The 12,277-nt window shown below is 59.5% G+C and carries 8 protein-coding genes; 3 read left to right on the top strand and 5 right to left on the bottom strand.

The annotated features are described in order from the left end of the window. Nucleotides 1-66 precede the first annotated feature (66 nt). From DES53_RS24505 to DES53_RS24495, 3 genes are all read right to left on the bottom strand, one after another. A complete protein-coding gene (locus DES53_RS24505; RefSeq protein ID WP_113960975.1) occupies nt 67-2,055 on the bottom strand; it encodes an alkaline phosphatase in 1,989 nt (662 codons plus the stop codon). Nucleotides 2,056-2,101: 46 nt separating this feature from the next. Further along, a complete protein-coding gene (locus DES53_RS24500; protein WP_147263589.1) occupies nt 2,102-2,797 on the bottom strand; it encodes a hypothetical protein in 696 nt (231 codons plus the stop codon). A gap of 200 nt (nt 2,798-2,997) precedes the next feature. Further along, on the bottom strand, nt 2,998-4,578 hold the full coding sequence (locus DES53_RS24495; protein ID WP_113960973.1) for a serine hydrolase: 1,581 nt from the start codon (nt 4,576-4,578) through the stop codon (nt 2,998-3,000). Nucleotides 4,579-4,699: 121 nt separating this feature from the next. Between DES53_RS24495 and DES53_RS24490 the strand changes: the two genes are divergently transcribed. Next, nucleotides 4,700-7,462 (top strand): FG-GAP-like repeat-containing protein, encoded by a 2,763-nt coding sequence (locus tag DES53_RS24490; RefSeq protein WP_113960972.1) that lies wholly within the window; start codon nt 4,700-4,702, stop codon nt 7,460-7,462. 42 nt (nt 7,463-7,504) lie between these two features. On the opposite strand, the gene DES53_RS24485 is transcribed toward DES53_RS24490, so the two are convergent. Continuing rightward, nucleotides 7,505-9,562: a LamG-like jellyroll fold domain-containing protein gene (locus tag DES53_RS24485; protein WP_170157364.1), complete on the bottom strand. Its 2,058-nt coding sequence runs from the start codon at nt 9,560-9,562 to the stop codon at nt 7,505-7,507. A 153-nt stretch (nt 9,563-9,715) separates the two neighbouring features. Between DES53_RS24485 and ispD the strand changes: the two genes are divergently transcribed. Together ispD and DES53_RS24475 are read left to right on the top strand one after the other, a co-directional pair. Beyond that, nucleotides 9,716-10,414 carry a 2-C-methyl-D-erythritol 4-phosphate cytidylyltransferase gene (gene ispD, locus DES53_RS24480; protein ID WP_113960970.1) on the top strand — a complete coding sequence of 233 codons (699 nt, stop codon included), beginning with the start codon at nt 9,716-9,718 and terminating at the stop codon, nt 10,412-10,414. Continuing rightward, complete coding sequence (locus DES53_RS24475; RefSeq protein ID WP_245958254.1) at nt 10,411-11,610, top strand: serine hydrolase domain-containing protein; 1,200 nt, start codon at nt 10,411-10,413, stop codon at nt 11,608-11,610. The genes ispD and DES53_RS24475 overlap by 4 nt, the downstream gene beginning before the upstream one ends. Here DES53_RS24475 and DES53_RS24470 read toward each other — a convergent pair. Then, on the bottom strand, nt 11,589-12,101 hold the full coding sequence (locus tag DES53_RS24470) for an O-acetyl-ADP-ribose deacetylase (protein WP_113960968.1): 513 nt from the start codon (nt 12,099-12,101) through the stop codon (nt 11,589-11,591). The two genes, DES53_RS24475 and DES53_RS24470, sit on opposite strands and share 22 nt — an antisense overlap. Between the last annotated feature and the right edge of the window lie 176 nt (nt 12,102-12,277).

The following is a 12,277-nucleotide window of genomic DNA, read 5'->3' as shown; positions in this document are numbered from 1 at the left end:
TCGTGCGAGCCCAGCCGGAAGGAACAACAACCTGGATGACAATATACTCAAGGAACGTGACTGACCTTAGTTCTTGCAGCCGCCGAAGATGGCCTGCATCACCTTGAAGAACACGTCTGTGTTATCCATGGTGCCGGCGAAGAGCGCGCTGCCGTTGCCGAAGGAATACACCGGCACGTCCGAGGCGGTGTGCACCGCGCTGGAGCCGGATACCTGGCCGGTGATGAGGAAGTTACCGGCGGTGTCGCGATTGAGCGGACCGGAGGGATAGGTGTTCAGCGGAGCAGAACCATTGAAGGGCTGCTGACTGTCACGAAGCGGGAGGGGATTCGTCCTCCAGTTTTCGTAGCGGTCCGAGTTGCCGGCGTAGCCGATGATCATGCGGTTGTCGATATCGGTCGTGGCAGGGTAACCATCAGGAGCGGTGACATACTGTGGGAAGCCAGCGGCTTCGTAGGGACCAACAGCGCCCTGAAGGGTCGGGGACGTGGCGTTCGTCAACGTCGAGAGCGTGGCATCCGGCACAGTGGAAGCGCCGATGATGTTGATACCGGCGCACTCGTGGTCCGCGGTCACAACAATGAGCGTGTCGCGGTTCTGTTGTGCGAAGGCCTTCGCCACACCGATGGCGCGGTCGAACTCAATGGCGTCAAGCATCCAGCGCTCGCTGTCCATGTTGTGCGCCTGCTTGTCGATGGAGGCGCCTTCGATCATGAGCACGAAGCCCTGCTTGTTCTGCTTGAGCACCTGAAGCGCCTTGGCAGCCATCTCATCCAGCATGGGTTGGTCCGGGAAGCCATAGTCTACGACCACGGGCTGGCCGCTGGAGGAACCGGCGGGCACCACGTTGCGCTTGGTGGGACCATTGATCTTGTCGAGAGCCACGTTCATGTTGGACAGCGCGAAGAGGCCGAGAAGCTTTTTCGTGTTGTTGGGAATGGCGTTCAGGCTGGTCGCGTTTGGCACATAGGCGAAGCCCTCCGCCTGGAAATCGGCGATAAGATCGCGGCCAGGATCCACGGCACCGGAAGCGACGTCCCAACCATCGGCGAGTTCGGCGGCATGCGCGTAGTCCGTGGAGGCGTTGCGCGCACTGCCGGGGGTCGTGTTGGGGAGGAACCACTTGCGGCCACCGCCCATGAGAACCTTCAGACCGCCCTTGGCGACCGCTTCATCAAGGAACTGGTCGCAGATGCCGGTGCCTGCGCCGCGATTCTGCGTGTGCGTGCCGAACGCACCAGGAGTGGCGTCAAACACATCAGAAGTGGTCACGATGCCGAGCGCCTTGCCTTCCGTACGAGCGAGGTATTCACCAATGAGTTCCACGCGCGGATTGTCAAAGTTGGCCGTGGTGTCATCTGGAAACACACCCTGCTGGTTGTTGTTCGCCTTGTTGCCGCTGGAGTAGCAGGCCGCGCCTGGGGAGGAGTCCGTGACGATGGAGTTCAACGAATGGGTGATCACGAGACCCGTGTTGGGGAAGGTGTCCGTGTTGAGCTGGCCCACGGCCTTGCCCTGAAGCACACCCTTGCTCATGATGCGGGAAGCGGTGCGGTGAGCGATGCCGAAGCCGTCACCGATGAGGATGATGACATTCTTCGCGTCGATCTTGCGGCCCTGGTGTTCAAGCTCCACGACTTGGAAGTTGCCCGTGGCGGTCACCTTCGTGGCATTGCTTTGAGTAGCTTCAACCGTGAAGGTGTGAATGCCGGGCTTGAAGTTTTCATAGGCACGGCGTGTGGCAGCCACGGTATTGGCAGGAGTGCCGTTCGTCGCGAGAAGCGAGACGGCGCCACCGATGGGCTTGCCATCGACCTTGAAGATGGCGCTGGTGATGGTCTGCCCCGCATCAGGCACGATCGTGGCCTGAAGGTCGAAACGCTGTCCCGGAAGGAAACGTGCGACGATGGGAGGAGTGGCATCATTGTAGGTGAAGAGCGCGCTCGGAGGCGTGAGGCGCGTCACCGTGGGAGCCGCGAACGAAGCGCCCGCAGCGAGAGCGACCGTGAGCGTGGTCACGGCAGAGAGGATGGAGGATCCCTTGTGAGATTTCATGGAATGGGACGAATGGTGGTTTGACGGCACTGAAAGTGGGCCCAAATCACTGCGGAGACTGGCTCGCTGCAGGTGCGGAAGTCGGTGCAGGCGTCGGCGCTACTGCTGCAGGTGCGTTTTCATGAGGAGGATCCAGCAGGAGACGTACGAACGCATTCTCGCCATCCAGCGACCTGCCACCGACGGTCAACTTGCCAGTGAGCAGCAGCAGGCCCGCGGTGAATGGCACACGTTCCGAGGCATTGCCAGGCACTCGCACGAGCACATGCGCAGCGGGAATATCATCCGCCTGGCCGTACTCCAGTGGCTGGGCTTTCAGCGGCACGGACGCGAGAAGCATCTGCCGGTTGCCACGCATCTGCATATTCGCCATGTAGCCGAGAATGCGCACGCGCTTGCCATTCAGGGAAAGCAGCTTTTCCGTGGGTTCCAATCCGCGATCTCCCACGGGCATCTTGTAAAATTCATCGAAGCGCAATTCCGCAACGCCCTCGGGCAGCGCCGGAAGTTCCTTCATCACTTCACTCGCAGTCTTTCCAACGGCGGTCTTCTCTTTATCAAGCACCTGAGCCAGCTCTTCCATCGTGGCGATCTTGCGGCGCGATGACGTGGCTTCTGCTGTTGCATTCGCTCCTTCTGTGACGCTGGAATCTTGCGCCATGGCGCGATGTTGGAGAAGCGAGGCCAGCACCACAACTGGCACAACGAACAACATGGAAACTTCGCGAGAACGTAGGATCATGGGGCGGGCGTGGGTTTGGGCGCGCCCCTTTCTTGCTGAATGTCGACGTTCAGTCGAGTCAGCTTGGGTGGCAATTCAGACACCGCGCACGCAATCAGATTGCGTCTTGGGCCGCCTTGCTGATCGCAAGAGTCAATAACGTCACGAAGCAGATACACGCAGGCAGGGCTGCGCTGCGATCGCGATGCTGGATAAGTGGATCAATACGGTGCCGTCGCAAATCTCAGAGCCGCTTCGAGTCTCGCATTCATCGCTTTGACAACGCGCTCCTGATCCTTGATGCCATGTTCCTCAGCGAGAGCGGACACTTCATGATGGCCGGTCCACACAGTGCCGTCAGCTTCCTGCCAGACCATCACACGCAGGGGAAGATCGACCGCAATGCTTCGCTGACTATGCATCAAGTGTGTGCCCATGGTTGGATCTCCGAAGATGATCACCTCTGTCGGTGGCAGTTCCAAGCCTTTGGCTTTCGCTGCCGCAGCATGGTCGACCCGCGCAACGACTCCCACTTCTCGTTCGCGTAGGAAGGATTCCAGTCGATCCATGGTGACCTTTACTGGATAACAGCTCTCCCGGCACTTCATCAGTGTTGCCCCCACCGGAGGACCGAGCTTCCGATTGTAGGCACCGGCAATCTTTCGCGCGAGGCCGGAGAGATCCACGCCGCTTTTGTTCGCACACAAGGTTACACAGACGAGCTCCGACTTGTCCGTGAAGCGTGAAAGGTAGGTGGAGTAGCCCGGAACGTGGCCCTCTATGTCCATGAGTCCCTTGTGCGCTGGGAATCGCCATCCGCAATTTGCCGGCAGCACCGAACCATCATTGAGTTTGGACGGGCCATAGATCAGTGCGCGATGTTCTTTCTCCTTGATGAGGAGACCACCGGCGAGCCCCACGTCCCACAGGCTGATGTCCGTGGCAGAAGCAAATACGGAGCCGCTACCCAGCCAGGCACTCTGACTGTTCTGTTTCAGCGGCACGATCTTGCCTTCGATCTCAGCATGGCCAACTGCCACCTCGGTGGGATCAATGTAGGGACGCTCTGACAAGAACTGCTTGTGCCTCATTTCATTCTTCTCCACCGCCTCGCGTTTCACCTTCGCGAAGTCTGAGGCAAACATGGTGTTCTTCAAGCCCAGCCGCTCAATCTGGTGCTTCGTCACGAATTCCTCGTAGCTCATCCCACTGGCTTTCTCGATCACCAGTGCCAGCAGAAAAAAATCCGTGGCGCTGTCAGCCGCCTTCGCTCCCGTCTGGAAGACAGAAGGCTGGTTCTTGATCAAGGCAATGATGTCAGCGGGCCTGTATTCACGGGCAGGATCAAAATCCTTCTGCTGCGTATAGTCCGGCAGGCCCGACGCGTGTGCCATCAATTGTCTGAGAGTGATGCCCTGCCAAGCTGGAGGGAGCTCTGTGACGAACTTCCCCACGGGCTCCTCCAGCTTGAGCCTGCCGTCTTCGAGCAGTTGTACAATCGCCACCGCAGTGAAGGCCCGTGTCATCTGGCCGATGTTCCAAAGGGTATTCGGTGAAGCGAGTAATTCACGGGAGACATCCGACATGCCGTAGCCAACCGCTCGTGGAATGTAAGGCGCTTGCACAATCGCCAGTGTCATGCCGGGAACCTGATGCTCCGCCATGAACTGCTCGATCATCTCGTCAATGGTCTCGCCCTCGAACTGCACGCGCGGATTGCCACGCTGGCCATGGGCGGGAAGGAGCAATGCCAGTAGCACCATCCCGAACAGCAACAGGCTCCAAGGTTTCGACTTCATCATCGAATTTTCTACCACGACGTGTCAAAACTGGAAGCCGCTTCCGGTAAAATGGGCTTCAGCCAGGATGGACGTTCACAGACGTCGCCAATCAACAAAATCACGCTAGACTCCTCTACATCCTGTGTCCCTTCTCTCTCCCACCTCACCACTCCGCACCGACCCGCGCTATCCCTTTGCAGCGCTGCTGACCTTCTATGCCGTGCTGGGATGCACCACGCTGGGGTTCAATCGCAGCCCTTTGCAGCTCATCCTGACCGTCCTCGCCGGCTGTGTGCTGGAGATGCTTTTTGCCCGGATCTTCCGTGAGCCTTCGCGCTATACCCCGCTGAGTGCCTACATCAGCGCATGCGGGTTGGGGTTGTTGCTGAACTATGCACACAACCTCTGGCTGCTCCTGCCTCCGGTGTTTGTGATGGTGGCCTCGAAGTACCTCATCACCTTCAATGGGAAGCATGTGTACAACCCGTCCATGTTCGCCGTGGTCATGGCGCTGCTGGTAGGGGGTGACCTCTACGCACCCGCTCCGGCCTATCAATGGGGGCACTGGATCGGGCTGCCCATTTTCATCATCACGGCCGCACTCACGCTTTTCATCTTTCGCGTGCAGAGACAGTGGCTGGTGGGGGCGTTTTTGGTGTTCTATCTGATCCAGACGTGCATTCGCGCATGGCTGCTGCGCCATCACCTGCCACCGACCACGCTGCTCTACGGGACTTTCAGCGCGCCTTCGCTGTATCTCTTCACGTTCTTCATGATCACGGATCCGCGGACCTCGCCGGAGGGACGCAAACCGCAGATTCTCGTGGCCCTGGGTCTGGTGACGCTGGATTTTATCTTCCACTGGCGGCGCTCGTACGAGACGCTCTTCTATTCTGCCTTCACCCTGGCGACGGGCCGTTTCCTCTTCCTGCACATCCGACGACTCATCCAGACGCGTGGAAAGGCGTTTGCGCTGCTGCTCACCAGCAAATGGCTGCAACGTGCAGGAGTCATCGCGGCCTTCGCGACAGCGGGATTTTTTCTGTTTCACTCATGGGTCTTCCGCGTGCCCTCGGTGAGGGACACCGGATTCACCTTTGCCAAACTTGAACCTGCCCAGAGCGGCATCCATGCGGAGCCGGGCACAGTACTGGAGGAGATTGACCCGCGCGTACGCCACATCGCGAAGTGGCTGCTCAGTGTGGGCGACGCCGTTGCCGTGGCGGACATCGACAATGATGGACTGCAAGACCTCTTCCTCACGAATCCAGTGAAGCGTCCTGAGGATCGGAATGCGCTCTTCCGCAATGTGGGTGGACTGCGCTTCGAACGCGTGCCGCTGCCAGGGATGGATGATGTGTCGCGTCACCCAGAAACACACGGCCTCAGCGCGGGTGCTGCCTTTGCTGACTACGACGACGATGGCGATCAGGATCTGCTCATCACCACGGGCTATGGTCCTTGCCGCCTGCTGCGCAATGAGTTGATGCCTTCAGGCAAGGTATCCTTCACCGATGTCTCTCGCGAGGCGGGCATCAGCGAACATAGCGTGAGCCTGGCCGCGACCTTTTTTGACGCGAATCGCGATGGCATCCTGGATCTGCTGATCTGCAACAGCTTCACCCCCTATCTGCGCGACTACGAGAAGCCGACCCCCTTCACGGTCTTCAAACTGCCAGAACCGGAGTACGAAGGCGATCGTCGTATGTTCCACTTCATGCACCAGGGGTGGCATGATGCGGCGAATGGTGGTGGCAACTTCCTGTACCTGGGCACACGCGAAGGGAAATTTGTGAAACAGGACAGCAAGGTGTGGGGCCTGGAAGGCACGCGCTGGAGTCTCGCCGTGGGCGCCGCCGATGTGAATGGCGATGGCTATACGGATCTCTACATCGCCAATGACTTTGGCCCTGATGAATTTTACATGAATGAAGGCGGGAAATACTTCCGCAAGATCATCGGCCCCCACTTCGGCAGCATTGGCCGTGACACCTACAAGGGGATGAACGTGAGCATCGCGGACTTGCACAATGCGGGCGATACCGACATCTACATTTCCAATGTACACGCTCCGCTGCAGGCTGAGGGCAGCTTGCTGTGGCACATGCAGGCGGATCCAAAAAATCCCATGCGTCCGCACATCACGGATACAGCCACGGAACGAGGCGCGCTGAATGCGCGGGCATTCGGCTGGGGCGCGGGTATCGGTGACCTGAATCTGGATGGATGGCAGGACATCGTACAGGCGAATGGCATGGTGGATGATTCCATCGACCGCCAGTACACGCGCCCTCCAGACTACTGGTACACGGCCACGCTCATCATGCTCAGCGGTCCCAGTGTGCATGCCTACGCGGATCGCTGGGCAGACCTGCGTGGCTGCGCCATCTGGGGCTGGCAGCAAAACAAGGTGCTGCTCAATCAGGGGAACGATGCAGGCATGCAGTTCCGTGAAGTCCAGGAGGCCGTGGGCATGCCGGAGCTGGGCAATTCACGTGGCGTGGCCCTGGCGGACTTCGACAATGACGGCGACCTCGATTGTCTCATCACGCATCAATTCAAAAACGCGTCCCTTTACCGGAATGACCTCGCCAAGCCACACCCCTGGCTGGGTCTTGAGCTGCGAGGGGATGGCATGAACGTCAGTCGCGATGCGCTCGGCACCCGCGTGCGACTCATCCAGAAGGATGCCCAGGGCCGCGAGATGCTGCAAACTCGCGAGGCACAGTGCGTCAGCGGCTTCTCCGCTCAGGGCGATAGGCGACTGCTTTTCGGACTGGGTGAAGCGCCACGCGAAGTGCGTGTGCACATCACCTGGCCCGATGGCAGGGAGACCACCTTGGACCACCTTGAACCCAACAAGTATCACCGCATCGACATCGGTCAGGGCGTCGCTCAGCAGTAGTTTGTCTGAGCGCGCCTCCGACCCGTTGCCTTGCTGATCCCGTCACTTCGGGGAATTCGCCCCGAGACGGGCCACCTCATCGGCACTCAGCGTGCGATTGAAGACAGCGATCTCATCGAGGCGGCCTTCCCAACCGGAGTCATGATCGCTTCTGCCTCCGAAAAAGCAGTCTGTGATGTTGGACGCTCTCGACTCTCCTTCGATCTCGAGGGAGCCATTCAAGTAGACCCGCACGGAGTTGCCTGAACGGACCAGCACCACATGCTGCCAGGTCCAGCGGGGCATTTCTGTCTTGCCTGCCAGGAGCTTGTCTCCCTGGAAGATGAGCTTGCCGGTGTTGCCGCTTTTGCCGCCCACCCCGAGATGCTCACCGTAGGTACTCAGACCGTGGTTGTGATCGCGCGAATAGAACCAACCGCTCACGTCGCGGCCATCATTCGGCATGCCATTCCAGACCCAGAGTGAGACGGAATAATCAGCGTCCATTCCAGCGAATTCCGAGCACAGGCGGCCACTCACAAAATGCGGGGCGCGATTCACTTCACCTCCGGTGAACGGCGCCGCATTGGGTCCATCAAGATAATAGGCGACACCACCTTCGTAGGTGGCATCACGATGATTTCCGCTGTCATCTTCAGCCAGTGGCCCTCCAAATTCGTTGAGGCGCCACCACATCAGGGGTTTCATTTGCGCGATGGTCTTTGAAGCAGGGCCCATGGCAAGCTTCCATGGCTTGCGAGGCGCATGACTGACCTCCTCAAGAAGTGCGATTGCTGCCTGTGTGATTTTTGGCTCCGCCATGACCTCCAGGCCCGCGGATCGCGCCGCCCAGGTGTTGTAGCCACCCCAGGCGTGCATCTCCGGCGGAGGAATGTAGCCGTCCCCGCCATTGGCCAATTCGATGACCATGTTGTGCTTCAATGGGCTGGCTGCTTTGATCTTCAGCCCCGTGATGGCGTAGGTCTCGTTGGGCGTGGTCGCGATCCCGATGTCTCCGATTCGCAGAGCTTGCACGACGATCTCCGTCTGCTGCCGCTCGTGGAGGATGATCTGTTCACGGGCGTAGACCTCGGTCGGGTTCTTTGCGGGGCGGTCCCCCATCTCCGTCACGATGCGCTGGGCCCACTCGAGGCGTTGCTTGTCCGGGACCCGGTACTTCATCGTCATGCGCTTCTCGGCCATGGCCACATCGACCTTATCACGATACTCAATGCCCGCGTATGCCTTCATGGCGATGTCCAGCAGGCCATTCGTGTATTCATCGATGGTCGGCTTGGGGCGGTCCGCCTCCGGCACCTTGTAGTCCACACGATAAATATCGCCGCTGCAGCCATGGGACATGATGCCCACCATCATGCCCTGGGGATCGATGCGCTGTTTCAGCCCTTCTGAGAAAAGTCCGAAGTAGTCCGCGCTGATGTCCTTGTCTCCAAAGTAGTGCATCGAGAAGTTGCCCATCACCGCCAGCGGTTTGCCTCCCTTGGTCTGGATGGAGATGATGGACAGGTCCGGGTCCTCAGGTCCCGACTCGCCGGTCACGTCCTCCCATTTACGGCCAGCATGCATATTCGCCCGGACGGTCATGTTGCCAAACGGGTCCTCCACCACGCGGTCAGGCCTGCGGATCCATTGCCGCAGCGCGGTGAACTCCGCGGCGTTCGCCTTTGCAAAACCAATGCGCGCCGGCTCCAGCTTCGCTTGGGCGGCGGCGATGGCTTCCACCAGCTTTTCTTTGAGGTAGGGCACATAGGCGGGATCAGGATCTGTTCCGAGGCACCCCATGGAAGAGGGCGCGGAGTGCGCGTGAGTAGCGGAAATCAGGATGCGATCCATGGGGATTCCTGTCTTCGCCGCCGCCGCTTTTTTGGCATCATCCAGCACCTCCCGGCTCATCATGCAGCTATCCGCCACCACAATGGCGGCCTGGGTCTTCCCATCGGCGACCACGATGGCGCGGGCATGGACCTTCGTGTTGATCTTGTCCACATAGCGGCTCAGCATGCCTCCATTCACCAGGACAGGAAGCTTCGGCGGACTGATATCCACCACGGCGGCGCCAGCCCGGAATTCCGCTCGGAGCGGGCACGGGAGAAGGGCCATTATCAGGAGTAATGAAGCAAGGATCGAGCGCATCAGGCAGCAGTACGCGGGCGTGATGCCTCTTCTTCTCCACATGTCTCCGCTGAAAGTGACTCCCGGCAGGGTTGCCTGTCCCGGCTCATTGGAGCATAATAACCCCACGCTTCCGCTCCCATGTCCACCACTGCCATCATCGTTGCCGCCGGGAACAGTTCCCGGATGGGTTTTCACAAGCTGACCGCCGATCTACTCGGTAAACCTGTGTTGCGCTGGACCATTGAGGCCTTTGACGCGTGCCCGTCGGTGGACGCCCTTCTCATTGTGGTGGGCGATGCGACGCGCGAGATGGTGCTGGATTGGGCAGAGCTAGGCATCTTCAAAAAACCCATCACGCTCAGCGAGGGTGGGGTGCAGCGCTATCTGAGCGTTTACGAGGGCTTGAAACGCCTGAGCGAAGACACCGATATCGTGGCTGTGCACGATGGCGCGCGCCCACTCATCACCACGGAGCAGATCACGCGCTGCATTGAGCGTGCTCGTGCCTGCAAGGCTGCCGTATGCGCACGCCCCATGACAGAAACGCTCAAGCGCGCGGATGTGCATGGGGTGATCTCCGGTGACATCGATCGGGAGCACGCCTGGGTGATGGAGACTCCCCAGGTATTTGACAAGGCGCTTCTCAGCCTCGCCTATGAGCATGTGGTGAAAGATGGCCTCCTGGTCACGGACGAAGTCTCCGCCGTGCAGCTCTTGAACGAGCCCATCCACGTGGTGGACAATCCCTTACCCAATCTGAAAGTCACCTATCCCTCCGATTTGGAACTGGCGGCACGTCTATTGCGCAGCGCCAAGACGAAGCAGCCTGAGTCATGAGAGGCGGACGTCGCAGCTTGGGACTGGCACTTGCCATGATGCTGCTGGCGAAAGCGGCGCTTCATGGACAGACAGCGGCCACGCCCCCGCTTCAACAGCTCGACAGCAAGTACACCCGGGAATTCAGCAAGGCGATTCATCAGGCCGTTTGGGACCGCGTCATTGCAGGAGCCACATGGCACGTGGAGCATCGGGGAGTGTGGCGGGAGGGTTGCTATGGATTCCGCGCGAAGGCACCGGAAAAAGAGAGCATCTCTCAGGACACGATTTTTGACCTCGCCTCCCTGACCAAGGTGGTCGCCACCACACCCAGCATCATGTTGCTGGTGGAGCAGGGAAGGGTGAAGCTGGATGCGCCCGTATCCACATACATTCCTCAGTTCGCCGGCGGGGTGCGGGAGCGCATCACGGTGCGGCATCTCATGGTGCACACGTCAGGATTGAAGCCTGGGCTTCCCCGCAATCCTGCGTGGTCCGGCTACAGCAGCGGCATGGGCTGGGCGTGTGTGGCTTTCCCAACCACGGACCCGGATGAAAAATTCCGGTACAGTGATATCAACTTCATCCTGCTGGGTGAAATCGTGCGTCGCGTGTCGGGCGAGCCATTGGATGTCTTTGCGGCGAAGCATATCTTCCAGCCGCTTGGGATGAAGGACACAGGGTTCAATCCGCCTGCCTCATGGCGTCCACGCATCGCTCCGACAGAAAAGGACGAAACCGAGATCCTGCTGCGTGGCGTGGTGCATGATCCCACCTCACGGCGCATGGGCGGTGTGGCAGGTCACGCAGGGCTCTTCAGCACGGTGGCGGATGTTTCCCGCTATGCGCGCATGATTCTGAACAACGGGGAACTCGATGGCGTGCGCGTGCTGAAACCGGAGACCGTGCGTCTCATGACCACACCGCACACACCCGCCGGAATGCAGGACAAGCGGGCCCTCGGCTGGGACATGGACACTCCCTTCAGCAAGCCTCGTGGAAACTTTGGCGCGACCAGCTTCGGCCACACCGGCTTCACGGGCACCTGCCTGTGGATCGATCCCGAGTCACGCTCCTTCTACGTCTTCCTCAGCAGCAGACTGCACGAGCAGGCAAAAGGCGCAGATGTGCGCAAGCTCTATCTGAAGCTGGGCGACAGGGCATCAAAAGCACTCCTCAGCATTCCAGCCACACCTCAGGCCGCCAAGAGTTCCTGATAGAGATTCAGGTCGCTATCCGAGAAGCAGCAGAAGGTGATGTCGTCGTACGCGTCCGGATGCTCCGCCGTGACGGCCCTCACGGTGTCCACGGCTACCTTGGCCGCTTTCTCTGGAGGATAGCCATAGACTCCGGTGCTGATGCATGGAAACGCAAGCGTGCGCAGACCATGAGCACGCGCCACCTGAAGCGAGTTGCGATAACAAAACTCCAGCGTTTGAGCTTCTCCCCGTGTGCCATCACGCCACACGGGGCCCACGGTGTGGATCACATGTCTGGCAGGAAGCTTGTACCCCTTGGTGATCTTGGCCTCACCGGGGCGGCACCCATAGAGCGTGGCACATTCATTCACCAGCTCGCGACCTGCCTTGCGATGAATGGCGCCATCCACACCACCTCCCCCCATCAGCGTGGTATTGGCAGCGTTCACAATCGCATCCACCGCCAACGTGGTGATATCAGCTCGAAGGGCCTGAAGTTTTGCGGACATACAGTAGGGTGGTTTGCTACTGGAAAGTGGTTCATCCGGCCAGTTCTTTTTTCGATGTCGCATAGAATGCTTTCGAAAAGAACCGCATAAATAATTGCTGCATGGATAATGCCAAAGGCCGTGCTGTCCTTCCCGATAGCATAAAAAAACCGCGGCGAGCGTGAAGCTGGCCGCGG

Origin of the sequence: Roseimicrobium gellanilyticum, from assembly GCF_003315205.1 — a bacterium.
In the GTDB taxonomy this organism is placed as follows: Bacteria; Verrucomicrobiota; Verrucomicrobiia; order Verrucomicrobiales; family Verrucomicrobiaceae; genus Roseimicrobium; species Roseimicrobium gellanilyticum.
The sequence above is the reverse complement of the archived record's forward strand: the minus strand, read 5'-3'. Positions and strand labels throughout refer to the sequence as shown.

Coding starts and splice junctions, on each gene's coding strand:
- DES53_RS24495 (WP_113960973.1), bottom strand. CDS start 4,578: ATGATGAAGTCGAAACCTTGGAGCCTGTTGCTGTTCGGGATGGTGCTA.
- ispD (WP_113960970.1), top strand. CDS start 9,716: ATGTCCACCACTGCCATCATCGTTGCCGCCGGGAACAGTTCCCGGATG.
- DES53_RS24500 (WP_147263589.1), bottom strand. CDS start 2,797: ATGATCCTACGTTCTCGCGAAGTTTCCATGTTGTTCGTTGTGCCAGTT.
- DES53_RS24485 (WP_170157364.1), bottom strand. CDS start 9,562: ATGGCCCTTCTCCCGTGCCCGCTCCGAGCGGAATTCCGGGCTGGCGCC.
- DES53_RS24470 (WP_113960968.1), bottom strand. CDS start 12,101: ATGTCCGCAAAACTTCAGGCCCTTCGAGCTGATATCACCACGTTGGCG.
- DES53_RS24505 (WP_113960975.1), bottom strand. CDS start 2,055: ATGAAATCTCACAAGGGATCCTCCATCCTCTCTGCCGTGACCACGCTC.
- DES53_RS24475 (WP_245958254.1), top strand. CDS start 10,411: ATGAGAGGCGGACGTCGCAGCTTGGGACTGGCACTTGCCATGATGCTG.